Annotated in this window: 31 protein-coding genes; 25 read left to right on the top strand and 6 right to left on the bottom strand. The window is 71.5% G+C overall.

The window, feature by feature from the left end; genetic code table 11:
- Window positions 1–66: 66 nt before the first annotated feature.
- Entirely contained in the window at window positions 67–447 is a 381-nt protein-coding gene (locus AB0C99_RS15825; RefSeq protein WP_362475150.1) for a hypothetical protein, read from the top strand.
- Between the two features lie 165 nt (window positions 448–612).
- The gene (locus AB0C99_RS15820; protein WP_362475149.1) at window positions 613–1,017 is read left to right on the top strand and encodes a hypothetical protein; all 405 of its coding nucleotides are present in this window, start codon (window positions 613–615) and stop codon (window positions 1,015–1,017) included.
- Between the two features lie 283 nt (window positions 1,018–1,300).
- Here the strand turns inward: AB0C99_RS15820 and AB0C99_RS15815 are convergent, their stop codons facing one another.
- Together AB0C99_RS15815 and AB0C99_RS15810 are read right to left on the bottom strand one after the other, a co-directional pair.
- Window positions 1,301–1,681: a hypothetical protein gene (locus tag AB0C99_RS15815; protein WP_362475147.1), complete on the bottom strand. Its 381-nt coding sequence runs from the start codon at window positions 1,679–1,681 to the stop codon at window positions 1,301–1,303.
- Between the two features lie 576 nt (window positions 1,682–2,257).
- Complete coding sequence (locus AB0C99_RS15810; RefSeq protein WP_362475145.1) at window positions 2,258–2,791, bottom strand: PH domain-containing protein; 534 nt, start codon at window positions 2,789–2,791, stop codon at window positions 2,258–2,260.
- Between the two features lie 57 nt (window positions 2,792–2,848).
- On the opposite strand from AB0C99_RS15810, the gene AB0C99_RS15805 reads away from it, so the two are divergent.
- Genes AB0C99_RS15805 through AB0C99_RS15785 form a run of 5 tightly spaced genes read left to right on the top strand, consistent with a single transcriptional unit; the run spans window position 2,849 to window position 7,561 of the window.
- A complete protein-coding gene (locus AB0C99_RS15805; protein ID WP_362475144.1) occupies window positions 2,849–3,346 on the top strand; it encodes a helix-turn-helix domain-containing protein in 498 nt (165 codons plus the stop codon).
- Between the two features lie 22 nt (window positions 3,347–3,368).
- Entirely contained in the window at window positions 3,369–4,661 is a 1,293-nt protein-coding gene (locus AB0C99_RS15800; RefSeq protein ID WP_362475142.1) for a PBSX family phage terminase large subunit, read from the top strand.
- A complete protein-coding gene (locus AB0C99_RS15795; protein ID WP_362475140.1) occupies window positions 4,658–4,867 on the top strand; it encodes a hypothetical protein in 210 nt (69 codons plus the stop codon). The genes AB0C99_RS15800 and AB0C99_RS15795 overlap by 4 nt, the downstream gene beginning before the upstream one ends.
- Window positions 4,854–6,416: a capsid protein gene (locus AB0C99_RS15790; RefSeq protein WP_362475139.1), complete on the top strand. Its 1,563-nt coding sequence runs from the start codon at window positions 4,854–4,856 to the stop codon at window positions 6,414–6,416. Before AB0C99_RS15795 ends, AB0C99_RS15790 begins: the two co-directional genes overlap by 14 nt.
- The gene (locus AB0C99_RS15785) at window positions 6,416–7,561 is read left to right on the top strand and encodes a phage minor capsid protein (RefSeq protein ID WP_362475137.1); all 1,146 of its coding nucleotides are present in this window, start codon (window positions 6,416–6,418) and stop codon (window positions 7,559–7,561) included. Before AB0C99_RS15790 ends, AB0C99_RS15785 begins: the two co-directional genes overlap by 1 nt.
- Here the strand turns inward: AB0C99_RS15785 and AB0C99_RS15780 are convergent.
- Window positions 7,558–7,887 (bottom strand): hypothetical protein, encoded by a 330-nt coding sequence (locus AB0C99_RS15780; RefSeq protein WP_362475135.1) that lies wholly within the window; start codon window positions 7,885–7,887, stop codon window positions 7,558–7,560. The genes AB0C99_RS15785 and AB0C99_RS15780 overlap by 4 nt on opposite strands.
- 164 nt (window positions 7,888–8,051) lie before the next feature.
- Between AB0C99_RS15780 and AB0C99_RS15775 the strand changes: the two genes are divergently transcribed.
- From AB0C99_RS15775 to AB0C99_RS15690, 18 genes are all read left to right on the top strand, one after another.
- Window positions 8,052–8,843: a hypothetical protein gene (locus AB0C99_RS15775; RefSeq protein ID WP_362475133.1), complete on the top strand. Its 792-nt coding sequence runs from the start codon at window positions 8,052–8,054 to the stop codon at window positions 8,841–8,843.
- A gap of 17 nt (window positions 8,844–8,860) precedes the next feature.
- Window positions 8,861–9,925 (top strand): major capsid protein, encoded by a 1,065-nt coding sequence (locus tag AB0C99_RS15770; protein WP_362475131.1) that lies wholly within the window; start codon window positions 8,861–8,863, stop codon window positions 9,923–9,925.
- A complete protein-coding gene (locus AB0C99_RS15765) occupies window positions 9,922–10,347 on the top strand; it encodes a hypothetical protein (RefSeq protein WP_362475129.1) in 426 nt (141 codons plus the stop codon). Before AB0C99_RS15770 ends, AB0C99_RS15765 begins: the two co-directional genes overlap by 4 nt.
- Window positions 10,344–10,907 carry a hypothetical protein gene (locus AB0C99_RS15760; RefSeq protein ID WP_362475127.1) on the top strand — a complete coding sequence of 188 codons (564 nt, stop codon included), beginning with the start codon at window positions 10,344–10,346 and terminating at the stop codon, window positions 10,905–10,907. Before AB0C99_RS15765 ends, AB0C99_RS15760 begins: the two co-directional genes overlap by 4 nt.
- A gap of 13 nt (window positions 10,908–10,920) precedes the next feature.
- Window positions 10,921–11,430, top strand: coding sequence for a hypothetical protein (locus AB0C99_RS15755; protein ID WP_362475126.1), 510 nt, complete (start codon window positions 10,921–10,923; stop codon window positions 11,428–11,430).
- A gap of 14 nt (window positions 11,431–11,444) precedes the next feature.
- Window positions 11,445–11,858, top strand: coding sequence for a hypothetical protein (locus AB0C99_RS15750; protein WP_362475124.1), 414 nt, complete (start codon window positions 11,445–11,447; stop codon window positions 11,856–11,858).
- The gene (locus AB0C99_RS15745) at window positions 11,855–12,169 is read left to right on the top strand and encodes a hypothetical protein (RefSeq protein ID WP_362475122.1); all 315 of its coding nucleotides are present in this window, start codon (window positions 11,855–11,857) and stop codon (window positions 12,167–12,169) included. Before AB0C99_RS15750 ends, AB0C99_RS15745 begins: the two co-directional genes overlap by 4 nt.
- Window positions 12,166–12,516 (top strand): hypothetical protein, encoded by a 351-nt coding sequence (locus tag AB0C99_RS15740; protein ID WP_362475120.1) that lies wholly within the window; start codon window positions 12,166–12,168, stop codon window positions 12,514–12,516. Before AB0C99_RS15745 ends, AB0C99_RS15740 begins: the two co-directional genes overlap by 4 nt.
- Window positions 12,517–12,575: 59 nt before the next feature.
- Window positions 12,576–13,013 carry a minor capsid protein gene (locus tag AB0C99_RS15735; protein ID WP_362475118.1) on the top strand — a complete coding sequence of 146 codons (438 nt, stop codon included), beginning with the start codon at window positions 12,576–12,578 and terminating at the stop codon, window positions 13,011–13,013.
- A 13-nt stretch (window positions 13,014–13,026) separates the two neighbouring features.
- On the top strand, window positions 13,027–13,497 hold the full coding sequence (locus AB0C99_RS15730) for a hypothetical protein (RefSeq protein ID WP_362475116.1): 471 nt from the start codon (window positions 13,027–13,029) through the stop codon (window positions 13,495–13,497).
- Complete coding sequence (locus AB0C99_RS15725; RefSeq protein ID WP_362475114.1) at window positions 13,497–13,997, top strand: hypothetical protein; 501 nt, start codon at window positions 13,497–13,499, stop codon at window positions 13,995–13,997. Before AB0C99_RS15730 ends, AB0C99_RS15725 begins: the two co-directional genes overlap by 1 nt.
- 203 nt (window positions 13,998–14,200) lie before the next feature.
- Window positions 14,201–17,197 (top strand): hypothetical protein, encoded by a 2,997-nt coding sequence (locus tag AB0C99_RS15720; RefSeq protein WP_362475112.1) that lies wholly within the window; start codon window positions 14,201–14,203, stop codon window positions 17,195–17,197.
- A 9-nt stretch (window positions 17,198–17,206) separates the two neighbouring features.
- On the top strand, window positions 17,207–19,945 hold the full coding sequence (locus AB0C99_RS15715; RefSeq protein WP_362475110.1) for a hypothetical protein: 2,739 nt from the start codon (window positions 17,207–17,209) through the stop codon (window positions 19,943–19,945).
- Between the two features lie 10 nt (window positions 19,946–19,955).
- Window positions 19,956–20,399 (top strand): hypothetical protein, encoded by a 444-nt coding sequence (locus AB0C99_RS15710; protein WP_362475108.1) that lies wholly within the window; start codon window positions 19,956–19,958, stop codon window positions 20,397–20,399.
- Between the two features lie 69 nt (window positions 20,400–20,468).
- Window positions 20,469–20,672, top strand: a complete 204-nt coding sequence (locus AB0C99_RS15705; protein WP_362475106.1) for a hypothetical protein — start codon at window positions 20,469–20,471, stop codon at window positions 20,670–20,672.
- Entirely contained in the window at window positions 20,672–21,604 is a 933-nt protein-coding gene (locus AB0C99_RS15700; RefSeq protein WP_362475105.1) for a peptidoglycan-binding protein, read from the top strand. The genes AB0C99_RS15705 and AB0C99_RS15700 overlap by 1 nt, the downstream gene beginning before the upstream one ends.
- 27 nt (window positions 21,605–21,631) lie before the next feature.
- Window positions 21,632–21,859, top strand: coding sequence for a hypothetical protein (locus AB0C99_RS15695; RefSeq protein ID WP_362475103.1), 228 nt, complete (start codon window positions 21,632–21,634; stop codon window positions 21,857–21,859).
- A gap of 53 nt (window positions 21,860–21,912) precedes the next feature.
- Window positions 21,913–22,110, top strand: a complete 198-nt coding sequence (locus AB0C99_RS15690; protein ID WP_362475315.1) for a hypothetical protein — start codon at window positions 21,913–21,915, stop codon at window positions 22,108–22,110.
- Window positions 22,111–22,370: 260 nt separating this feature from the next.
- Here AB0C99_RS15690 and AB0C99_RS15685 read toward each other — a convergent pair whose 3' ends face one another.
- The 3 genes from AB0C99_RS15685 to AB0C99_RS15675 form a co-directional block, all read right to left on the bottom strand.
- Window positions 22,371–22,670 (bottom strand): hypothetical protein, encoded by a 300-nt coding sequence (locus AB0C99_RS15685; RefSeq protein WP_362475101.1) that lies wholly within the window; start codon window positions 22,668–22,670, stop codon window positions 22,371–22,373.
- A gap of 545 nt (window positions 22,671–23,215) precedes the next feature.
- Window positions 23,216–24,064 carry a helix-turn-helix transcriptional regulator gene (locus tag AB0C99_RS15680; protein ID WP_362475099.1) on the bottom strand — a complete coding sequence of 283 codons (849 nt, stop codon included), beginning with the start codon at window positions 24,062–24,064 and terminating at the stop codon, window positions 23,216–23,218.
- Window positions 24,065–24,076: 12 nt separating this feature from the next.
- Complete coding sequence (locus AB0C99_RS15675) at window positions 24,077–24,826, bottom strand: DUF6879 family protein (RefSeq protein ID WP_362475097.1); 750 nt, start codon at window positions 24,824–24,826, stop codon at window positions 24,077–24,079.
- Between the last annotated feature and the right edge of the window lie 108 nt (window positions 24,827–24,934).

Raw genomic sequence — 24,934 nt, 5'->3', positions numbered from 1 at the left:
AGGGCGAGGGGCCGCAATCCCCGAACCACCTCGAACCAGCACAACTCAACAGAGAGTGAGGACACCATGTCCGACGAGTTCGAGCGCGCCAATCTGGCGCTCGCCAGGGCTCTGATCGAGGTCTACGAGACGCTTCGGCTGATCTGCCTCTACCTCCCGATCCCGGTCCGGCTCCCCCGAGTCGTCGAGTACGACCTCAACGAGATCGTCCCGGCGGTCGAGCGGCTGATCGAGATCATCGGCGACCAGCCCAACATGGGCGAAGAGGACCAGTCGCTGATCTGGGGCTCGGCCATCAACTGGACCGCAGCGGCCAAGCTCTACAGCCGCTACATCGAGATCCGGGGCAACTTCGTCTCGCGGCTGGAGCTGGAGGTCCTGATCGAAACGGCCGGAAGGGGCCTGCTCGACTACCTCGACAACGAGGAGGACACCAGCAAGGAGTAACCGACACAGCCCCCCGGCAGCCAGCCGGGGGGCACCCCTCACTCTCACCCCGGACAGCAGAAACGACCGGCAGGGCCGGGCCCGAAAGCCCACAGGCGCGCACGCGCACCCGTCGCAATGCCCTACCGGTCGCCAACCAGCCTCAACGAGGAGACCGACACCACCATGGTAGACACCCCGCCGCCCGCCGGTGAGACCGTGCGGGAGATCGCCGCCCGGTACGGCCGGGCCGAGACCACCGTGACGACCCACTGGGTCCCGCACCCCGAGTGGCCCGAGCCGCTCGGCAGGCGCGGGCGCGCGTACGTGTACGACCCGGCCGCCGTCGACCGTGTCGTGAGCGAGCACCTGGCGCGCCCGGCCGTCGAGCTGGAGCCGCGCCGCGAGTACAGCGCCGCCGAGATCGAGGCTGCGACGGGCGTCAGCGCGGGCGCGATCCGGGCGGACAAGTCGAAGGGCCGGTGGCCGGCCCCTGACGGCCGACGGGGCCGGGCGGACGTGTGGCTGGGAGCGACGGTGCTGGACGCCCTGAAGGGGCGCCAGGGGTACCGGCGGCGCGCCGGGCGATGAGCGCCGGGCGCCGCCTGGGTACCGCGCGCGGAGCGCGCTCCTTGGCCCCGCAGGGGCGGGCCCGGCGCGAAGCGCCTTGGAGGGCCCTGCGCGAAGCGCCCCGCCCGGCAGGGCGGGTGTAGCGGCCCGTGCCCGAAGGGCACTTAGGGGGCCGCCTTCCTTGCTGCTGTTGGCCGCCCGTGCCCGAAGGGCACACAGGGGGCGGCCCGGCCCGCAGGGCCGTCGATGTCCGTGCCGGAAACGGGGAAAGCCCCCGGCTGGATGCCGGGGGCTTCGGGTGGGGCTAGTCGTCCGTCTCGCTTTCCAGGAGGGCGCTTCCCGCGTCGATGGCCGCTTCACCTGCGGCGACCATGAGGTGCGTGGCCTCAATCTCGGCGGTCGGGTCATCGGGGAACCTCAGGTACCACATGATCACCTTGGAGGCGGCGAGCCACATCAGGCAGGCGGTGGTGAGGTCCTTGCGGATTTCCTCGTCGACGGGGGCGTCCTGAAGGATGAACACCGTGCGGCCGACTGCCTGCATCGTGAGCTCCCCGTCGTACACGGGGCCGTCGGGCAGCTCGATCGGAAGGGGGAGCCGTCCGCAGACCTTCCGGATGATCCGGTAGACGGAGACCAGGGAGATGACCAGATTCTGGCCGGTCTCGTCGTATTCGTCGGACATGTCGTCCTCTCTCTGTTGAGTTGTGCTGGTTTGCGAAGACTTGGGGATTGCGGCCCCTTGCTGCCTTCGTGTCTCTATTATGACCCATGCCGTAGCGTTTTGCAACACTTGGAATTGAAGTCCCTTGCACATAAGGGGACTTCACCCGGGGGCGGGGGCCCGGTGGGGCGGTGACGGTGGGCAGAGGGCCCCGTGCGCGCCGGAGGCGCAGGGGCCCGAACTCTGGCCGGTGCGCGCCGAAGGCGCAGGCCAGAGCGGTCCGCGCTTGCGCGGACTGAGTACCGGTGAACGCGCCCGAAGGGCGCCCGGGACTCACCCGCAGGGCCCGCCAGGGCCCGGAGGGCGGCCCTCCCGCACCGCCCCACCGGGCCCCCGCCCCCGGGGAAGCTGCTCCCCACCCCGCCGCCGCGCCCCGCCCGCCTTGGCGCGCCCCCGCCCCACCCCCGCCCGCTTTTTGCAACTAGTTGCAAAAAGTCGAGACGTCGTCCATCATGGGGGCGTCTCCGGCGTGCCCGGACTCCGAACACACCGAAGGCCCCGACCAACACCCAGTCGGGGCCTTCGGCATGACCACCGTCAGATGCTCGCCAGGATCGCCGCCCGGCGCTCCCCGTACTCCGCATCGCTGATCGCCCCGGCCGCCCGCAGCTGCTCCAACGTCGCCAACCTCGACGCCACGTCCGGCGCCCCGACCGGCGCCACGGCCGGGGCAGCCTGCGTGGCCGGCGTCGCCAGCAGCATCCGCAGCCGACCGGACAGCGCCTCGCCCTGTGCTTTCGCCACGGACTTAATGTCCGCTCGGTTGCCCGACGCGAACACCGACAGCGTGCCCATGAGCAGGCCGGCAGTCCACTGCACGGAGGAGATGTTGGTGAGCGGGAAGTCCTCCAGCTTCTGGCCCATGATCCCGTGCTTGAAAAAAACCAGCCGCCGGTCCGTGAGCGCGACCAGACCATTCCCGCCGCCGTAGACGCCGGTGGCGAGACTGTCGACGTGCTCGCCCTCCCACAAGACGCTCGGCAGCTGCTGAATCTCGCGCTTCGACCCGAGCGCCGGGCCGGCCTTCTCGGCCGCCGCGTCGATGTCCGGGCGCACGTTGAACTTGCCCATCCCCACCCCTTTCTCGTGGCTCGGATCGTATCGACCAGCCCGCCCCGGAGGTGACCCATGGCAGAGAACCAGTACACGAACCCCGTCACCGACGCCGACCGGGACCGGATCCGCGAGCTCCACGCGCAGGGCCTCAGCCGCAACGAGATCGCCCGCCAACTGGACCGCTCCGGGCGGACCATCAGCGTCCAGGCCGCAGCCATGCACCTGACCTTCGACCGGACCGCCACCGAGGCCGCCACCGCCGCCCGGAAGGCGGACCTGGAGGAGAAGCGCGTCATCCTCGCCGAGGCCCTCGCCGACGACGCCCTCCGGCTGACCGCGCAGATGTGGGAGCCGGCCGTCATCCACTCCTTCGGCGGCAAGGAGCACACCTACAACTCCCATGAGATCCCCGAGCCGCTCGCCGCCGACAAGCGGGCGTTGATGTCCGCGGCGACCGCCGCCGCCGCGCAGTCGCTGCGCCTGGTCCCGGCCGAGACCGACCAGCAGGGCCTCGCGGCCGTTGACGCCTGGCTCCGAGACATGATGGGCGGAGGCGCGCCGCCGGAGTAGACCGACCAGGAGGGGGCGCGCCATGTACAAGGCCCTCGCCGGGAAGCAGCTCCGCTCCACGATGCTCGCGACCGCGCGCGGGAACCTGTGGGAGGGCGCGGTCCGCTCGTCCAAGACGATCAGCTCGATCCTGGTGTGGCTGAAGTACGTGCGGGTGGGGCCCGCCGGTCCGCTCCTCATGGTCGGGAAGACCGAGCGGACCCTGAAGCGGAACATCATCGACCCGATCATCGAGATGGTCGGCTCGCAGCGCTGCGTCTACAAGGCGGGCGCCGGTGAGCTCATCCTCTTCGGCCGCACGATCTACACCGCCGGCGCGAACGACGAGCGGGCCGCCGAGAAGATCAAGGGCATGACCCTCGCGGGCGCGTACCTCGACGAGGTCACCACGTTCCCCGAGACGTTCTTCAAGATGCTCGGCACCCGCCTGAGCATCCACGGCGCGCAGTGGTTCGGGACGACCAACCCCGAGGGCCCGAACCACTGGCTGAAGAAGGGGTTCCTCGACCGCGCCCGGCTGCACCTCCAGCGCGACGGCACGCTCGCCGAGTCCCAGGACCCGGCCGCCATCGACCTGCACCGCTTCAGCTTCTCCCTGGACGACAACCCATACCTTCCCGAGGCGTACGTCGAGTCACTCAAGCTGGAGTACACCGGCCTCTTCTACCGCCGCTACGTCCTGGGCGAGTGGTGCCTGGCCGAGGGCGTCGTCTACGACATGTTCGACGAGAAGAAGCACGTCGTCGACCTGCTCCCGGACATCACCCGGTGGATGGCCGTCGGCCTCGACTACGGCACGATCAACCCCTTCGCCGCGCTCCTCGTCGGCGTCGGCAGCGACAACCGGCTGTACGCGGCGAGCGAGTACCGGCACGACTCCCGCCTCGCGCGCCGGCAGCTGACCGACGCCGAATACAGCAAGGGCCTACGCAGTTGGCTCGCCTCGTACGAGCACCGCGGTGTAAAGGGCGTGCAGCCCCAGTGGGTGTTCGTCGACCCGAGCGCCGCCAGCTTCATGACGCAGCTGTGGGCCGACGGCCTTCCGGGGGTGGCGAAGGCGGACAACACGGTGAAGGACGGCATCCGGTCCGTGTCCGTCGCCCTGGGGCAGAACGTGTTGTCCATCCACCGCTCGTGCAAGGGCCTGCTCGGCGAGCTCCCCTCGTACGCGTGGGACGAGAAGGCCGCGCTCAAGGGCGAGGATGCCCCGCTCAAGATTGATGACCACAGCGTGGACGCCCTCCGGTACGCGCTGCACTCCACCGCGCACGAGTGGCGCCCACTGATCCGCACGAAGCTGGAGGTGGCCGCGTGACCCGCTCCGACCAGCTGCACCTCCCGCTCTACATGCGGGTCGGGGGCGGCCCTGAATGCCTCATCGGCGACCTCGCCCTGCCGATGCCCTACGGCACCCTGAAGCTCTCCGCCCTGCGCGCCGAGCTCGCCAACGCCCGACGCACGGCCGCCGAGGCGATCGAGAACCCGACACCAGACGAGGAGGTGCCCGATGCCGCTGCCTGAGACGAACGCACCGTGGCCCCCGATCAACCCCATCGTCGCCTCCGACATGGCCGACTGGTCCGCCTGGTACTCCGCCAACCCCGACCGCCTCGTCTACCGCTACAGCAACCGCCGGGGCAACCACGGTCGGCCCTACGGCCGCCCCGCGAACCGGCCCTCGCAGTACCGGGGCGGCCTCATCGGGATGGCGGCCCGGATCATCTGGGGCGAGCCGGTCCCGCTGGGCGAGAAGCGGAACGGCCTGCACATGCCGCTCGCCCGTGACATCGCCCGCACGAGCGCCGACCTGCTGTTCTCCGAGCCGCCCGCCCTCATCACCAAGAACAAGGCCACGCGGGAACGCCTGGAGACCCTGATGGAGACCGGTCTCCGCCAGACCCTCCTCGCGCGCGCGGAGATGTCCGCCGCCCTCGGCGGCGGCTACCTGCGGCTCATGTGGGACACCGAGGTCAGCGACCGGCCATGGATCACCGCCGTCCGGGCCGACGGCGCGGCGCCGGAGTTCCTCGGCGGCCGACTGCGGGCCGTCACGTTCTGGCAGGTCATCGGCACCGACGGACAGAAGGTCGTCCGGCACCTGGAGCGCCACGAGCCCGGCGTCATCCTGCACGGCGTCTACGAGGGCACCGAGGACCACCTCGGCAAGCCGGTCGACCTCGGCGCGTTCCGGGAGACCCAGAGCTACCAGCCCGTCATCGTGCTGCCCATCGGGAAGCGCCTGGCGACGAGCTACATCCCGAACTCCGTGACGGCGCCCGACTGGCACGACATCCCCGGCGCCGACAGCCTCGGCACATCGGACTTCCAGGGGCAGGAGCCGTTCCTGTCGGCGATCGACGAGACGTACACGAGCTGGATGCGGGACATCCGGCACGCGCGCTCACGCATCCTCGTCCCGTCCGGCTACCTCCAGTCCCTCGGCCCCGGGAAGGGCGTGGCCTGGGAAGACCGCGACGTCTTCACCGAGATGAACATCCCGCCGACCGAGTCCGGCAAGGGCATCACGCTCAACCAGTTCGCCATCCGGTTCCAGGAGCACCGCGAGACGATCGTCGACCTCGTCGGCCGGGTCGTCCACAACGCCGGCTACTCCGGGGCCACGTTCGGCGACGACAGCGACGGCACGGCCATCACGGCCACCGAGGTCAAGGCGCGGTCCTCGCGGAGCATGTCCACCCGGGGCCGGAAGTCCGAGCTGGAGGCCATCGGGATTGCGGAGATCACCGAGACGCTCCTGGTCCTGGAGAACTCGCCGCTGTTCCCCGGCCTGCCGTCCGTCGAGGTGGAGCGCCCGGTCGTGCGGTTCGCCGACTCCGTCCAGGAGGACGGCCGGTATCTCGCCGAGACGGCCGATCTCCTCTCCCGCGCGGGAGCCGCGTCCATCGAGACCCTGGTGGCCCTGGTGAACCCGGGGATGCCCGCCGAGGAGCAGGCCGCGGAAGTCCGGCGCATCAGGGCCGAGTCGGGCAAGGACGTCACGGACCCGACGGCCACCGGTCAGCAGCTCTTCGGCAGCACAGCCGACCAGGGCGGTGGGGAGGCGGCCTGATGCCCGTATCCCCCGCCATCGCCGAGGACCTCGCCGCGGCGATCGCCACGCTGTACGCGGAGGCCGAGCTCGCGCTCCTGGAGAAGCTCCAGGCCGCGCTCATGGCCGGCATCGACAGCCCTCTGTGGGCGGAGATCAAGCTCCGATCCATCGGCGACCTCCGCCAGGCCGTCGAGGACGTCGCCAACGCGCTCCAGCAGGACGCGACCGGCGCCGTCGGCCGCGCGCTCGCCGAGGCGTACGGCCGCGGGCGGCAGGCCGCCGTCGCCGAGCTCGGCACGCTCGACATCGGCCGCGAGCTTCAGGCCCGCCGCGTCCTGCCCGGGGCGCCCGCAGTCGACCGGCTCGCCGCGTCGTACGCGCACGACACCCGCCCGCTGTACGTGCGGATCACGCGTGCCGTGCTCGACGTCTACCGGTCGATCGTGACCCGGGCGTCGTCGCCGGTGCTCCTCGGCGGTCTCACCCGGAGGCAGGCGACCCAGCACGCGCTCGACCGGTTCGCGCAGCGGGGCGTGAGCGGCTTCACCGATGCGGCGGGCCGGTCGTGGGAGCTCGCCGCGTACGCCGAGATGGCCGTCCGGTCGGTGACCGCCCGCGCGGCGATCGAGGGGCACATCGACGCCCTCGCGGAGGTCGGCGTCGGCCTGGTGGTCGTGTCGGACGCGCCGTTGGAGTGCCCGCTGTGCGCCCCGTGGGAGGGCGAAGTCCTCAGCCTGGGAGCGGAGTCCGGGCCGCGCACGATCCGGGCGGAGGCGGCGATCCAGCCGACCGGGCTGCGGGCTGCTCTCCGGCCGCCGGAGACGGTCGCGGTGCACGTGGCCGGCAGCCTCACCGAGGCCAGGGCGGCGGGCCTGTTCCATCCGAACTGCCGGCACAGCCTGGCCGGCTACTTGCCCGGGGTGACGACCCGGCCGCCGCATCACCCGACGCCCGGGACGACGTACGCGGACACGCAGCGTCAGCGGGCGATCGAGCGGCGGATCCGGGAGTGGAAGCGCCGCCAGGCCGCCGCGACCGACGAGCCCGCCCGACGGCGCGCAGTCGCATTCGTACGGCGGTGGCAGGCAGAGGCCCGCAGCCACGTCGCCGCGCACCCGGACCTCCGCCGCAAGCCCGCGCGCGAACAGATCGGGGCCCGCTAGGACATCGGCGGCGCTCCGGTACCGGTGAAGTACACCGTCCACCCGCCGCCGTCCAGGACGTCCATCCCGGTCATGAGCGCGCGGCCCGGCTCGTCACAGTCCGGCAGCCGGATCTCCACGCCGCCTTCAAGGTTGGCCCAGATCCAGGCCAGCTTCGGCTCGGCCTGGAACTCGGCCTCGGCCGTCCAACTGCGCAGCAGCCGCACGGGCTCATCGGGGAAGACGACCCCGTCGTCCTGCGTCTCGGTGACGCGCAGCCGCAGCAGCTGAACGGCCTCCCCCTCGATCGTGGCCGGTCCGTCGTACGTGGTCAGCGTCGTGTCCATGCGCTCAGTCTCCACGCTCGCCCGCCCGAGAGCGGCGCGCCCCTGAACTTCCCTCCGCCTGGCGCGGACGGGAGCACCACGGCCCGCCCGGCGCGGGCCCCGCACCACCCCTTCCTCAGGTCGGCCAGGCGCCGGCCATCGCACCCCGCCCCAGGAGGGCACCTATGCCGAAGCGCACCCTCGCCCGACACCTTCGCCTCGACGGCGCAGGCTGGGCTCACCCCTACTCGACCGGCCCTTTCGACCCGTACCTGTACGCGGACGGAGGGGACGCCGACGGATCCGCATCCGGATCCGACACGGACACGTCCGGTGGACAGGTCGCTGACCAGGGCGGACAGCAGTCCGGACAGGCGGACGGCGCCGGATCCGGGTCCGGACAGCGCTCCGGCACCACGGACACCAAGACCGGCGGCGACGACACGGCCGCCACGATCAAGCGGCTGGAAAAGGACCTCGCCGACGCCCGCAAGGAAGCGGCGAAGGACCGGACCACCGCCAAGGCACAGGCCGCCGACGACGCTCGCGCCGCGCTCGCCCAGGAGATCGGCAAGGCCCTCGGCCTCGTGAAGGCCGACGCGCCGCCGGACCCCGAGAAGCTCGCCGCCGCCATCGCGGAGAAGGACAGCGCGCTCGCCGCGAAGGACGCGGACCTCCGCGCCCGGGATGTCGAGCTCGCTGTGTGGGCCCGCGCCGAGAAGGCCGGCGCGAAGGCCGGGGCGCTGCTCGACAGCAGGGCCTTCGTGAAGGCCCTCGCCGCCCTCGACCCGGCCGTGAAGGGCTTCACCGCCGCCCTCGACGACGCCATCAAGGCCGCCGTCAAGGACAACCCGACCTTCGCCGCGCAGGCCGTCACCCGCTCCGGCGGCGACCTGTCCGGCGGCACCCGCGAGGGCGACGCCAAGAAGCGCGACGGCTCCCTCTCCGGGGCCATCACCAACCACTACCGGACCTGACCCCTCAGGAGTACCTCATGCCCGTGACGCTCGCCCAGGCGCAGCTCAACACCCAGGCCGACATCGACTTCGCCGTCATCGACAACCTCCGCCGCAACAGCTGGCTCTTCCGGAACATGGTCTGGGACGACACCGTCACCCCGGGCACCGGCGACGGCTCCCTCACCTACGGCTACACCCGACTCCTCGCCCCGTCGAGCGCGGCCTTCCGCCGGTTCAACGAGGAGTACACGCCGAACCAGGCATCGCGCGAGCGGAAGACCGTCGAACTCCACCCGCTCGGCGGAGCTTTCAACGTCGACCGCAAGCTCGCCCGCCTCGGCCCGGCCGCCTCCAACGAGATCAGCTTCCAGCTCACCCAGAAGCTGACTTCGATGCGGACCCGCTTCCAGCAGGAGCTCATCCTCGGCGACACCGCCGTCGATGACGCGGGCTTCGACGGGCTCGACAAGGCTCTCGTCAACCAGTCGACCGAGTACCTTCCGATCAACGAGGGCATCTCGGCCGGCTACCTCGACTGGTCCCCGGCCACAGTCACCACCGAGGACATCGCCATGAGCGCCTTCGACGCCCTCGACGACTTCCTGTCCCGGATCATGGGCTCGCAGGTCGGATCCGGCGACACCGGCGCCGACGGCTCCGTCCCGGCGGGCGTGAAGGCGCTGCTCGGCAACACCAAGTCCATCAGCCGCATCAAGTCCCTGGCCCGCCGCGCCTCCCAGTTCACCTCGGAGCGCGACGACCTCGGGATGCTGATCGAGAAGTACGGCGACTGGGTCCTCGTCGACCTGGGCGACCGCTCCGACGGCTCCGCGCCGATCATCCCGATCCGCTCGGCGGACGTGGACGGCGGTGGCGCGGGCGGCGTCATCACCGGCCTCACCGACATCTACGCCGTGTCGCTGGGCCTCGACGCCTTCCACGGCGCCGCGATGGCCGGCACCCCGCTCGTCGAGACGTACATGCCCGACTTCACCGTCCCGGGCGCCGTTAAGACCGGTGAGGTCGAGATGGGCCCGGTCGCCGCCGTTCTCCGCAACACGAAGAGCTGCGGTGTGCTCCGCAACGTGAAGGTGCGGTGACCAGCGTGAACGCGTACACCGTCGAGTCCCCGAGCAGGGACTTCACCGGCGAGTCCGTCGGCGTGCATTTCCACAAGGGCACCGGCCTCGTGGACGACTCCACGAAGGAGGGCCGCGCGGCCATCGAGTACTTCCGCCGCCAGGGCTACGTCCTGGTCCCGGAGGCCGCCGTCGAGGTGGCCTCTCCGGCGGAGGCGATGGCCGCCGTCGGTGCGCCGGTCGTCTCGTCGGCCTCGGACGCCGAGCTGTTCGACCCGGCCGCGCACGACGTGCCGGACGTCCTCGCCTACCTCGACGCCCTCGGCACGGACGACTCCGACGCCAGCGCCGAGTTCGACCGCATCCTCGCCGCCGAGCAGAACGGCAAGGCACGCAAGACCATCCTCGCCCGCAGCGAGCAGAAGCAGGAGGAGCAGCTGTGAGCCTCGGCACCTTCCGCGGGATCCCCCGCAACGACCTCGGATACCTCAACTCGTCCGGCCGCCCGGACCCCGACGCCGTCTTCCACCGGGCGAACCTGCCCCGTGTGGGCCTGGACGACGTCGCCACCGCCGCGACCGGCGTGATGTGCTCCGTCGCCCTGTACCTCCACGAGGGTGACCTGGTCTCCAACCTCACCTTCGTCTCCGGCGCCACCGCCGCGGGCACGCCGACGAACCAGTTCGCGGCCCTGTACTCCGGGTCCGGCGCGCTGCTGGCGCAGTCCGCCGACAAGACCACGGAGGCGTGGGCCGCCGACACCGCCAAGACGTTCCCGCTGGCGACGGCGCAGCGGATCGCCAAGAGCGGCGTGTACTTCGCGGCGCTGTCGGTGGCCGCGACGACCGTCCCGACGCTGATCGGCTCGACCGCCGCCAAGCCGGTACTGACCGGCGAGGGCAACCTGGCGCAGACGTCCGGCTCGGGCCTGACCGGCACGGCCCCGGCGACGATCGCGACACCCGCGTTCAAGCGCGCGGTGCCGCTCGTCATCGCGACCTGAGGAGGGCCGCACCATGCCTCTGCTCTCTGCTCTGTCCGTCGCGGTCAACGCGAACCTCTCCAGCGCCCTGGACCTGACGACGGCCGCCGCGCCGCTGGCCGCCCGGTCGTCTACGGCCTGGTCGAGCGGAACCGGTGTCGGCCAGGCCGACCGGGTGTTCTCCGACCGGCGCACCCTGAACGCGTCGGCCAGCGAGGACCTCGACCTGGCCGGCGTCCTCCTCGACGCCTTCGGGCAGGCGATCACCTTCGTACGGATCAAGGGCCTGTACATCAAGGCCGCCGACGCGAACGTCAACAACGTCGTGATCGGCAACGCGACGTCGAATGCGTGGGCGGCGCTCCTCGGCGCCACCGGCACGCTGGCACTGCGCCCCGGCGCGGCCCTCGGGCTTGCCACCGGGACGGCGGACCCGACCGGGTACGCGGTCACCGCCGGGACCGGCGACATCCTCAAGGTCGGCAACTCCGGGGCCGGGACGGCGGTCACGTACGACATCGTGATCATCGGCGCGTCCGCGTAGGGGAGGTGGTCGCCATGCCCGTCTACGCGACCCCCGCCCAGTACACCGCGTACACCGGCAAGCCCGCCCCGGAGGACATCGACGTCTTGCTCGCCGGGGCGTCCCTGATGCTCGACGCCCAGGTCTTCCGGCACTGCCTGTACGACGCCGACGCGTCCGGCCTGCCCACGAACGCCCTCGTGGCGCAGGCCATGGCGGACGCCGTGTGCGCTCAGGCCGAGTGGGGCGACGAGATCGGCGACACCACCGGCGCCGCCGGTGCCGGGTGGGGCAGCGTCGAGCTCGGCTCGGCCAAGCTCAGCCGCTCGGTGACCGCGGTCTCGGGCGGGGACTCCCCGGGCCGGCAGATCGCCCCCAAGGTGTGGGACTCGCTCCTCGCACCGGTGCTGACCCCGGACATCTGGGTCATGCAGGGGGTGCGCTCGTGAAATTGCCCGGGATCTGGCTGCGGCACGAGGTGGTGGTGGAGCCGTACCTGGGGACCGGCCCGTCCGGTCCCCAGTACGGTCCCGCCGCCCCGCTGCGGGCGTGGGTCGAGGAGAAGACCCGGCTCGTTCGCGCGCCCGACGGCGACGAGGTCACGTCCTCCGCGACGTTCTACACCCGCCTCGGCCCCTCCATCCCGCCGAAGAGCCGCGTGCGGCTGCCGTCCGGCCGCCGTACGGCCGTCATCACCACGCTCCACCACGACGGCGGCGGCCTGCCCACACCCGACCACCTGGAGGTGCAGCTCGCATGACCCGGTACGTACGCGTCTCCTGGCAGGGCGACCGGCAGTGGACCGCCCGCGGCCGGCGCCTCGCCTCGCGGGGCCTCGGCCGGGCCGCCGAACATGTCCTGTCCGTCTCCAACCAGCGCGTACCGCTGGAGGAGGGCACCCTGGAGCGCTCCGGCCGGGCCGCCGTGAACGACCTGGAGGCCACGATCTCCTACGACACGCCGTACGCCGTCCGCCAGCACGAAGAGCTGACCTGGCGGCACCTCCCCGGGCGCCGCGCGAAGTACCTGGAGTCGGCGATGAACGACTCCCGGGAGACGGCGCTCCGCCTCATGGCCGTACCGCTCCGGGCCTGGCTCCGCGGCTAACCCCTTCCCGCCCGTCCGCCCGCCTCCGCGCGGGCCCTCTCGCACGCCCGGAGGAGCCCGTGAGCTACACCCGCGACATCCTCGACGGCGGCGCGCAGCTCCTGGCCGACGGCGGCCTCGGCGTCTACCGGCCGGGCGGCGTCTACGCCCCTGGCGAGGACATCACCGCCATCGGCCACGGCACCCGCCCCGAGGCGCCGGACCGGATCCTCTGGCTCAACCCCTACCCGGTCGAGGACACCGACCTGTCGGCCGCGATCACCGGCCTCCAGGTGTGGATCCGGTCCGGGCCCGACCCGCTCGACGCCGCCGACATGGCCGACGCCGTCTTCGCGCTGCTCCACAACCGGAGCGGCGTCTACCTCGGCTCGACCCGCGTGGCGCTGATCTGGCGCCAGTCGCAAACCCTCCTCGGCCAAGACCCGCACGGGCGCCAGGAGATGACCGCCAACTACTACGTGCGCGCCACCCGGCCCGCCCCCTACCTGAACACCTGAGGAGGAGCGTCACATGACGACGCCGACCGAAGACCAGCTTGCCCGGGACTGGCGCCTGGACATCAACATGGGCACGGACCTGGCCCCGGACTACCAGCTCTGCCCGGCGATCACGGAATTCCAGCCGACGTGGCCGCCGAACTTCGAGGACTCCACGAGCTACGACTCGGACGGCTGGGAGGAGTCGACCAAAACCGCGCAAGCGTGGCAGATCGAGGCGACGTTCAACCGGAAGTCCACCGCCGACAGCACCGCGTTCTCCACCGTCCACGAGAAGCTCCGTCTGGCGTCCTTCGGCTGGGGCAGCGGCAGCAAGATCGGCGTCCGGTTCTACGACCGCAACGGCCTGCCCGAGGCGTACAAGGGGACCGTCCTCGTCGAGTGGGAGCCGCAGGGCGGCGACTACAAGGCCCTCGGCCAGGTCAAGGTCACGCTCAAGGGCACCGGCCCGCTGGCCCCGATCACGAACCCGGTGACCCCCTAATGGCCTTCAAGACCCTGGACGAGTTCCTCGGCGACTCCCTCGACCTCCCCGTGAAGTGCACCGACGGCGAGGTCCGCACCTTCCACATCGAGGGCCCGTCCGCCGAAAACGGCCTGCTCGTCGAGAAGCTGATGGAGACCGGCCTCAAACTGGCCGCCGACCCGGACGCCGAGCCCGATTCCGCTGCCCTGGACGACCTCGCCGAACTCAACCTGTACGAGGCCGCCCTCGGCGACACCTTCCCCAAGCTCCGCGAGAACCTGGACTGGCCCCGCTTCCGGCACGTCGCCCTGACCGCCGTCATCTGGATCAGCCAGGGCCTCGACGCCGCCGAAACCTACTGGAACGCCGGGGGCGACCCTTCTCAGGCGGGCCCGGCGAACCGGGAGCAGCGCCGGGCCTCATCCCGTGCGGCGAAATCGACCCCGAAACCGGGCTCGCGGAGTGGTACGAGTTCCCGGCCGGCTACCGTCCGCGCCCGAAAGGCCGCCCAGACCTGACCTGGGCGGCGCTGCTGGAGCAGTGGGCGCTCATCGAGGCAGACCTCCACGAGACGTACGGCATCGACGTCGGCGACCGGGCGCTGCTCCGCGCCCGGTCCTGGCGGTGGCTCCGCGTCCGCATCCTCGGCTTGCTCAGCAGCGACACCCGTATCCAGCGGCACTTCGCGCCGCCCGAGCCCAAGACCTGAGGGGGGTGGCGCATGGCGCTCACCGTCGGCGAGCTCGTCGGAGTCCTTCGCGCGGATGACTCCGGGTGGCGCTCGGGCCTCGCCGCCGCCCGCCTGCGGCTCCGCGGCCTCGCCCGGGACGCGGACGGGCAACTCCGCGACCTCCGGGGCCGCTTCGTCTCCGAGGGAGAGGCCGCCGGCCGGGGCCTGTCGGACGGCATCCGGCACTATGCCGGGGTCGCCGTCGCGGCGCTGAAGAAGATCGGGCCGGCCGCCGCATCGGTCAGTGTCGGGATTCCGGCCGTCGCCGCGCTCTCCACCGCGCTCGGCGGCCTCGCTGCGGGCGCAACGGCCGCCGGCCTTGCCACCGGAGCCTTCGCGGTGGCCGTCAAGCCGCAGCTAGCCCTCATGCAGGAGGCCGCCGACGCGGCCGACAAGCTCGCGCAGGCGCAGGAAGACGAGGCCCGCAAGGCCGCGCTCGCCGCGAAGCTCAAGGCGCAGGGCTCGGACCTGGCGAAGAAGGCAGAGAAGTCCTACCAGTCCGCCCGGCTGGCCACGAAGGACGCCGAGATGGCGTTCCAACGGCAGACCGCCGGCCTGCCGAAGGCGACCCGCGAGGCCGCCCTGGCGCAGGCCCAGCTCAAGACCGCGACCGAGGACTGGTCGGCGTCGATGGCGTCGACCACGATGCCGCTCTTCACCCGCGGCCTGAACCTGATTCGGTCGCTGCTCCCCTCGCTCACCCCGTTCGTGCAGTCCTTCGGGAAGGCCGCCGGGGATGCCCTCGGCAAGATCGAACAGGGCGTGCAGGGCGCCGGGTTCAAGACCTGGCTCTCCGACATGGCCGCCGCGTCCGGCGGCGCGCTGACCAACTTCCTCGCCTTCCTGGGGAACCTCGGCCGCGGCTTCGCCGAACTGTTCCAGGCGTTCCTCCCCGTCTCGGGCACGGTCACTGGCGGCCTCGCCTCGATGACGCGCGCCTTCGCCGACTGGGCCGCCGGGCTGAAGGACAGCGCGGGCTTCGCTCAGTTCCTCAACATGGCGAAGAACGGCGGCGGCACCCTACTCAACCTGGCGGCGGCGCTCGGTGCGCTGCTCGTGGCGGCGGCCCCGCTGATGGGCGCGCTCACCACGATCGCGAACGCCATGGCGATCGTGATCAGCAACACCCCGACGCCGGTCCTCTCCGCGCTCGCCGCGATCCTCCTCGTGGCCAAGGTCGCCGCGATGGGGTACGCGCTGGGCGGGCGGATCGCAGCGGCGGCCAACGCGCTGATGGCGACGTCGGCTTGGACGACGATCGCGGCCTGGTCCCGGCTGCTGATGGCGGGCCTGCTGACCTACTCGCGGCTGGCCGCCGCTGCGGTCGTGGCCGGCGCCCGGACGGCGGCGGCCTGGATGGGGTCGGCGCTCGCGGGCATGGCCACGTTCGCGATGCAGCTGATCCGGACGGCCGCGCTCGCCATCGCTCAGTTCACGATGATGGCGGCGCGGGCGGTGATCTGGGCGGCGACGATGGCGGCACAGTGGCTGATCGCGATGGGCCCGGTGGGCTGGATCATCGCGGCGGTCATCGGCCTGACGGCGCTGATCATCGCCAACTGGGACAAGATCAAAGAGTGGTCCGGGAAGATCTGGGACTGGCTCTGGAACATGATCAAGGGCGCCGGTCAGAAGATCCTCGACTTCTTCATGAACTGGACGATCGTCGGGATCGTCATCAAGCACTGGGACAAGATCAAGACCGGTGTCACGCAGAAGGCGTCCGACCTCGTAGCCTGGCTCAAGGGCCTCCCCGGCCGGATCACCCGAGGACTCGGCGCCCTCGGCTCCCTGCTCCTCAACAAGGGGAAGGACATCGTCCGGGGCCTCTGGGACGGCATCCAGGCCATGGGCGGCTGGATCACGGACAAGATCATGGGCTGGGCGAAGTCGGTCGTCCCCGGCCCGATCGCCAGGGCCCTCGGGATCGCTTCGCCGTCGAAGGTCACGGCGGAGCAGGGCCGTTGGATCGCGCGCGGCCTCATCGTCGGCATGACCGGCACCATGAAGGACGTGCAGGCGGCGGCGGACCGGCTCGCCGGGATCGTCTCCCGCTCGCTCACCGGCAAGAAGCGCCGCACGGCCCTGGCCCGCATCGACACGGGCGAGGCCGCGCTCCTGCGGCTGGCCGCGCGCGAGAGCATCGTAGCGTCGCGGCTCAAGGCCGCGAACAAGTCGCTGGCGGACCAGATCAAGGCCCGCGACGAGCTCGCCTCGTCGGTCCGCAAGGGCGTCCTCGACGCGGCGAACATCACCCAGACCGGCGACCAGGGCGGCACCACCGCCACGAGCATCTGGGCGAACCTCACCGCCCGCCTCCAGCAGGCGAAGCGGTTCGCGCAGCAGCTCGCCACCCTGCGCTCCCGGGGCGTCCGCGCCGACCTCATCGCCCAGATCGCACAGGCCGGCGTCGAGCAGGGCGCCGCCGCGGCTGCCGCGCTCGCCGCCGCGTCCCGGGGCGAGATCCAGCAGATCAACGCCACCCAGGCACAGCTCGTCACGGCCGCCACCCAGGCCGGGAACGTCGCGGGCAACGCCATGTACGGCGCCGGAATCCAGGCCGCCCAGGGCTTGGTGAAGGGCCTCCAGCGGGAACAGTCCGCGATCGAGCGGCAGATGCTCGTGATCGCCCGGTCCATGCAGGCCGCCATCAGGCGCGCCCTCGGCATCCACTCCCCCTCCCGGGTGATGGCCGCCGTCGGCGCGATGGTCCCCGCCGGCCTGGTCCGGGGCATCGAGGCCGGCCGGTCGGCGATCGACGCCACGATGGCCAGCCTCGTCACCCCGCCCTCCTCCGCGTCCGCCAGCTCGGGCGCGGGCGGCGGCGCGGGGGCGGGCGGGGGCGCCTTCGGGCAGCGCCGCGACCCCATCCAGATCGTCATCAGCTCGGACGGCAGCCGCCACGCGGACTACCTCGTCGAGGAGCTCCGCAAGGGCATCCAGGCCCGCGGCGGCGACGCGAACCTCGTCCTCAGCCAGCGCAGATAGGAGGCCATCATGGCGTTCCCGGACACACCCCTCGGGGCCCGCATCGAGCTCGGGATCGGAGGGGTGTGGACGGCCGTCACCCCCGACAGCTACCTCCGCGACCGCGTCACCATCACCCGGGGCATCCCCAGCAACGCCTCCACCGCCGACCCGGGCCGCTGCTCCCTCACCCTGAAGAACACCGACGGGAAGTACTCGCCGCGCAACCCGCGGTCGCCGTACTACGGGAAGATCGGCCGCAACACCCCGCTCCGAGTTTCAGTCCCGGGCGCGGAGCCGTACCTTTACGTTCCCGAGGGCGTCGCAGGCCGCGCCACCACCCCGGACACCGCCGTCCTGGACATCACCGGCGACATCGACGTCCGCGTCGACCTGGCGCCCCGGCAGTGGGCCGGGGCCGGTATCGGCTACGAGCTGATCGGCAAGTACGGCGCCACCTCCGGTAACCGCTCCTGGCGGCTGATGATCACCGGCGAGGGCGAGCTGTTGTTCACCTGGTCGCCGGACGGCACGAACACCCTGGAGCACCGCTCGCCGAAGCTCCGCGCGCGCGGCCCGCGGATGTCCGTCCGCGCGACCCTCGATGTCAACAACGGCGCGGGCGGCTACACGCTCACCTACTACACCGCCGCGAGCCTCGCCGGGCCCTGGACACAGATCGGGCAGACCGTCACCACCAGCGGCGTCACCGCGATCTTCGCGTCTACGGCAGCCGTCGAGCTCGGCGACATCGCCACCATGGGGTACACCAACCACGAGCGGCGGATCTACGGCGCCGAGATCCGCTCCGGCATCGGCGGCACCCTGGTCGCCGCCCCCTCGCTGTCCGCCCAGACCGCCGGGGCCACCAGCTTCACGGACTCGACCGGCAAGGTCTGGACCGTCGCCAACGGCGCCTCGATCAGCGACCGCTCATACCGGTTCGTCGGCGAAGTGTCGGCGTGGCCGCCGAAGTGGACCCCGTCCGGCCGGGACGGGTGGACGTCCGTGGACGCGGCCGGCACCCTCCGGCGGCTGTCCCAGGGCAAGAAGGCGCTCGACTCCACGCTCCGCCGCCGTCTGCCCTCGCGCCCGTCGCTCCTGGCGTACTGGCCGTGCGAGGACTCCAACGGCTCCACGCAGGCGTACAGCCCGCTCGCCACCAACAGCCCCTTGCGGGTCACCGGCTGGACGTTCGCGCAGGACGACACCCTCGGCGGGTCCGCCGCGCTGCCCACGGTCGCCCCTGGCGGCACCATGCGCGGCACCGTGCCCGCGCCGGTGCCCGCGTCGACCACCTGGGCCGTGTGCCTGCTCTACCGGGTCGACGGCGCCGCACCGGCGGCCGAACAGGAGCTGCTCTCGTGGCAGACGTCCGGCACCGTCCGCCGGTGGCGCATCACCCAGGGCGCCACCGGATCTCACGTCCTCGGCTACGACCAGACGGGCGCCCTGAACGTGGACGTCGCCATCGCCACCAACAGCAGCCTCTTCCAGGGCTGGTGGCGGCTGGAGTTCACCGTCACCCAGAGCGGCGGAACCGTGGCCTGGACCATCGGCTGGACCCAGGTCGGCGGCGGCCACACACAGCTCAGCGACTCCGTCGCCGGGACCGTGGGCCAGGTCACCCAGATCGACACCGTCTTCGGCGGCGGCCTGCCCGACATCCGGGCAGGCCACCTCACCGTCTGGTCCGCCGACGCGATCAGCGCCGCCTACGCGTCCGCCGACAAGGGCTTCGACGGCGAGACCGCGGGCGCCCGCCTCACGCGCCTCGGCGCCGAGGAAGCCCAGACGCTGGGCATCGCCACCTACCAGGACCTCGCCCTGGTGAGCGAGGCCATGGGGCCGCAGAGGCCGGCGGCCCTGCTCGACCTTCTGCGGGACTGCGCGGACAGCGACGGCGGCCTGCTCACCGAGGCCCGGGAGTCCGCGACGCTCGTCTACCGGGAGCGCGCGACCCTCTACAACCAGCCCCCGAAGATGGTCATCCCGTACGGCAGCATCGATCCGGACCTGGAGCCGGTCGAGGACGACCAGTCCACCCGCAACGACCGCACCGTCAACCGGATCGGCGGCACGTCGGCGCGCGCGGTGCGCGAGGACGGCCCGCTGTCCATCAAGGCGCCGCCGCTGGGCGTCGGCGTCTACGACGACTCGATCGACCTGTCCCTGGCCACCGACCAGCAGCCGCGCCAGATCGCCGGATGGCTGCGCCACCTCGGCACCTGGGACGAGGCCCGCTACCCCACGGTCAAGCTGAAGCTCCACCGGCGCCCCGAGCTGATCCCCGGGTTCCTCGGCCTGGAGCTCGGCGACCGCATCCAGATCACCAGCCTCCCCGACTGGTTGCCGCCCGGCCCGATCGACCTCCTCGTGCTGGGCATCACGGAGACGCCGGGCGTCCGCACGTGGGACATCAGCCTCACGTGCGTCCCCGCCGGCCCCTGGACCGTCGGCGTCGTCGGCGATCCGGTGCAGGGGCGACTCGCCACCGACGGGTGCACGCTCGGCGCCGGCGTCTCCAGCACGGCGACGACGTTCACGTTCGTATCCTCCCCGGGCCCGCGCTGGATCGACTCCGCGGCCTACTCGTCCCGCTTCCCCTTCGACGTCCTGATCGGCGGCGAGCTCATCCGCATCACCGCCATCACCGGCACGACCCTGACGCAGACGGCCAACGGGATTCGGTCCGTCAACGGCATCACGAAGAGCCACACCGCGGGCGCCGCCGTCCAGGTCGCCACCCCTGCCCGTCTCGCCCTGTAAGGAGGTCCCCATGGCCCTCGCGGGGGACATCATCACCGCCTCGATGCTCACCGTGTTCTCGGCCGAGACCGAGGACACCACCGTCGGCCGGACCACGTCGAGCAACGCGTATGCGGACGCGTCTGGCGGGGCGCTGTCCGCGTCGGTCGTCGTCCCGGCTTCCGGGAAGGTCGCGGTCGAGATCCGCGCGACGCAACGCAACTCGGCCTCGTCCAACACGATCACCTCGTGGCAGGGCTCCGGCTCCGTCTCGGGCGTCGTCTACAGCCCCAACGACAACGCCGCCTTGATCACGCCCGGCGCCAACAACCAGCCGCTCGACCTGCGTAAACATCTGTCGAACCTCGTCCCGGGCGAGACGCTGACGGTCACGATCAAGCACCGCGTCAACAACACGGCGACGAGCGGCATCTTCGACTACCGCCTGATCCTCGTCGAGGGGCTCTGGGGCTGACCCCAGCCCCTCCGCCTCACTCCCCCCGGCCCGCCACCGTGCGGGCCTTTCTCATGCCAGGAGGACCCCATGGCCGAACCCACGGTCGGACGGATCGTGCACTACACCTTCGACGGCACGTGCATGGCCGCGCTCATCACCGCCGTCACCGAGGACGCCACGTCGATGACGTTCTTCGGCCCCGAGGGCGGACAGGCGTCGTACCCGGACGTGCCCTTCTCCGACACCGCGCCGCACCCGAACGCGAGCTGGCACTGGCCGGAGGTGGCGTGATGGCGACCCCGATGACCTCGGACCAGTGGCTGACGGCCCTCCGCGCCGAGGGCATCACCGACATCGTCGAGATGCCCGGCTGGCGCACCCACAACCGCGGGCAGCGCGGCGACGGCTGGGGCGACGTCCACGCCACGATGGTCCACCACACCGCCGGAGAGGGCTCCGGCCTGCCCGCCTGGTGCTACACCGGCAACGCCGACCTTCCCGGCCCGCTGTGCCACGACTTCCTCGCCCGCTCCGGCCGCCTCTACCTCGTCGGCTCCGGCCGCGCGAACCACGCCGGGATGGTCGCCCGGAACGCGTACAACGCCGTCCTCAACGAGCTCGCGGAGCACCCGGCGCCGGGCCCGGACGCCCTCGACGGCAACGCACGCAGCTACGGCATGGAGGTCGAAAACTCCGGCGCGGCCGGGCGCTCGTGGCCCGCCGCCCAGTACGACGTCGCGGTCCGCGTCCAGGCCGCCCGCTGCCGGTTCCACGGCTGGTCGGCGAACAGCGTCTGGGCCCACAAGGAGGCCACCCGCCGGAAGCCGATGGACCCGCGGATCGACATGAACCAGTTCCGCCGGGACGTCGCCGAGCGGCTGCGGCACCCGGCGAGCTGGAACCCCGGCGACCCGGCGACCCCGCCGCCCGGGAAGCCGAAGCCCCCGCCGGCCAAGCCCACGCCGCCGCCGGCCTACGAGCCGTTCCCCGGGACTGCCTTCTTCCGCCGGAACCCGAACTCGCCGGTGATCACCGCCATGGGCCGCCGCCTCGTCTCCGAGGGCTGCGGCCGGTACCGCTCCGGCCCCGGCCCCCGCTGGACGGAGGCGGACCGCCAGTCGTACGCGGCCTGGCAGCGCAAGCGCGGGTACCGGGGCGACGACGCCGACGGCTGGCCCGGCGCCGAGTCCTGGGCCGCCCTCCGCGTCCCGAAGATCAAGTAGCACCCACCGAACAGGAGACCACCCCCCATGTCTGACGCCTCCAAGCGCACCGCCCGCACCATCCTCCAGACCGCGCTCGGCTTCGCCGTCGCCCTGCCCGCGATCGTGTCCGCCTCCGGGATCCCGGAGTCCCTGCCCTGGGTCGCGGGCGGCCTCGCCGTCGCGGGCGGCTTCGCCCGCGTCATGGCGCTGCCCGGCGTCCAGCAGCTCCTCCCGAGGTGGCTGCGGACCGACGACACCGCGGGCCGGTCGTGACGCCGGCCGAGTCGACACAGGTGGCGCTCGAACTGGAGCGGCTCCGGGGCACCATGGAGGCCGGCTTCGCCCGGGTCGACGGCGCCCTCGCGCTGCTGGTGCAGCGCAGCGACCAGACGGACAAGCAGCTCGCCGACCACGAGGCCCGCCTCGACTCGCTGGAGAAGTCCAGGTGGCCGCTCGCCTCGATCGGCGCGCTCGTCGGCCTGGCCGGTGTCGCGACGGCAGCGGCCGGTCTGCTCCTCCGCTGATGCACCACCGCCCCCTCTCGCGTAGCGCGGGAGGGGGCGGCTTCGTCATGTGCTGGGGCGGTCGGTTCGAGCGCCTTGTCCGGGCCGGTGGTCGGCTGCTCTGCGTACGGCAGCGGCGTTGTACCAGGCCATCGGGCGTCCGTTAGGGCCGGGCCTGTAGGTAGCCGTGAGGCCCATGCGGCGCACGACTTGTCGAACGGAGCCTGGCGCGATACCGAGGTACTCGGCGATCTCGTCCCGGCTCCAGAGCTCCTCAGGCATCAGTCGGTCTCGTAGACGGCGGCGAAGCTCTCGCGGATCATGTCGGCGGTCTCGTCGCTGATGGTGAGCCAGTACCGGACGTCAAGGTCGCGCGGGTTGTCTCGGAGGAGTTCGGGGTTCGCCGCTTCGCGCTTGAGGACGACGTCGTCGCCGTCGATGGCGATGATCTGGGCGAGGAAGACATTGATGCTGTCGTGGGCCTCGCGGCGGTCAAGCCCGTGCTTCTTCGTGATCTCGTCGAGGAGGTCGTAGTTGCTGAAGCTGCGGCCGGGGAAGTTGTCGAAGATCTCGGTGCTCATGGTGGCTCCTTCGGTGGTGGTCGCTCCCTGTCAACACCTGAACTTTGTCACACATGTAACGAGGTCCACAATGAGAGTCACCCGATCGAGTGAAGGGCGCCCGCCACAGGCGCCGGATGGGATACGTTCAACCCACTGCTCCCCGTGAACACGGGGATGGTCCGAATGTCAGGAGTGTTGCAACTTCAGCCCAGCCCCTGCTCCTCGCCCGTGCGGGGATGGTCCAGATGAAGCAGGGCTCGTGAATATGCTCCCCGTCACTACGGGGATGGCCCGAACGTCGGGGACAGATCACGCTGCTCCCCGCCGTGCGCGGGGATGGTCCGGATGAAGCGGGCTTGTGAAACCTGCTCCCCGTCACCACGGGGTTGGCCCGAATTTGAAGGCCAGTTCGCATTGCTCCCCGCGTCTGCGGGGATGACCCACGCGAGCTTCTGGGGTGCGCGCCGGGTACGAGTCTGCTCCCCGCGTCTGTGGGGATTCAGCCCCCTCTCGCGCTGCGGCGCGGGAGGGGGCGGCTTTTTCACGTCTGAGGGGCGACAGCTCTACGCGCGCACCGTTCGGCGCACTCGGTGGATCAGCTCCTGGGCATCCGCGCCCCCGACCGCCGAGCGAGCCAGGGTCCGCCAGACCTTCAGGTAGGTGGCCACCACGTCCGCGTCGTCGAGCCACGACTCGGAGTGCCAGTCCTCCGCGATCACGAGCCGCTCGTCCAAGACCCAGAATCCTGACGCCGCCGGGATCCTCAGCGGCGCCCCCAGAGGGACCACCCCGAGCTCGACGGTGTCCATGCCGACGATGGCCGCCAGCCGGTCCAGCTGCCCGGCGAGCACGGACGGCGGGCACACCTGCGCGTGAAGGGCGGCTTCCCACACCAGGGCGTGTAAGCGGCGCCCGCTCTGATACAGCCAGTCCTGTCGCCGGATTCGGGCCCGGACGGCATCCTCGGTGTCCCGCTTGGTGCCCTGGAGCTCGGCGTAGCGCAGGAAGATGTGCCGCGCGTAGTCAGCTGTCTGAAGCATCCCGGGGATCACCGACTCTTCCCAGGCGTGTATCACTCGGGCCTGGTCAACGGCCACGTTCCACGTGTCCTGCACCGGACGATGCCCGGCTGCGAGCTGGCGGCGCCAAGACCGGATGTGCGACTCGAATCCACGGAGCCTGGTGTGGAGCTCGGGCAGGACATCCGGCTGCCGGACGGCCTCCACCCACGCGCGAAGGTCTTCACTGGTGGCGGTCTGGCGTCCGCCCTCCAGCTTGTACACCTTGGAGTGAGGCCAGCCGAGTCGCTCGGCTAGCTGAGTGCCGGTGAGCGGGCCGCCGGGCGCCGTCTGGCGAAGTTCCCGCAGCCGAATTCCGAGGGCTTCGCGCGCCTGCTGGTAGTCCGTGCTCACCGGCTGCTCGTGCTACTCGGCGCCGAGCTGGGCGGCGAAGGCGTCGTACGGCCGCGACATGGCCACAGCGGCATCGCGGACCTGGACGTAGCGGAGGACCTCGGCGGGCTCGGTGATGACCTCGACGTCGTGGAAGGCGTCCTGGTCGTCGAAGCGAAGCACGGCGACGAGGCGGGAGTCGAAGACCCAAAAGTCCTCCGCCGGGATGAGGCCGGCCTCAGCCTCGGCGCGCCACATCGCGCGGGCGTCCTCGCCGGTGGCCGCGTTGCAGCGGGCGTAGGACTGGAGGAATCGCTGACCGTCGGTCGGCGGGTTGTCGACGACCCGGACGCGCCCGACGTACTTGCCGGCTGCGGTCTGGGCGGAGATGGTCCGGCACCAGTCGCTGTCCAGGTCCATCGGCGCCTCGCCGGTCTCCAGGAAGACGGCGAAGTCCGGGTCCTCCTCGTCGGAGGCGTACCTGCCGCGGGTCTCCAGGTGCCACGCGGAGTACGCGAAGTTGTGGAAGAGACGCCCGAATTCGTCAAGGCCGATGAGCTCGGGCACCCGGGTCATCTCCTTCGGGGCGTGGTTGACGAGCAGCTCTCGCGGGACAACGACCGCTACGTCCTCGGGTCCGAGGTGCCGGAGTCGGGTGAGGTCGTCCGGGGCGGTAAGCGGCCTGCCCTGGACGATGAACTCGCCGGTGTCGGTGTCCTCGTGCAGAGCAGGGCATCCGCCGTTCTTGCTGTCGGTTCCGGCGAAGCGCAGGCGACGCGCCATGGTTGGTCCTCCCCCTTGATGCAACCGGTGTCCTGTCCAGGATGGCCACCCCGGCTGAGCCGCACCACACGTTCCCGCACCTCTGTGTGACCAGACGAGACTATTCGG

It is taken from the genome of Streptomyces sp. NPDC048659 (assembly GCF_040650575.1).
Taxonomy (GTDB): Bacteria; Actinomycetota; Actinomycetes; order Streptomycetales; family Streptomycetaceae; genus Streptomyces.
The sequence above is the reverse complement of the archived record's forward strand: the minus strand, read 5'-3'. Positions and strand labels throughout refer to the sequence as shown.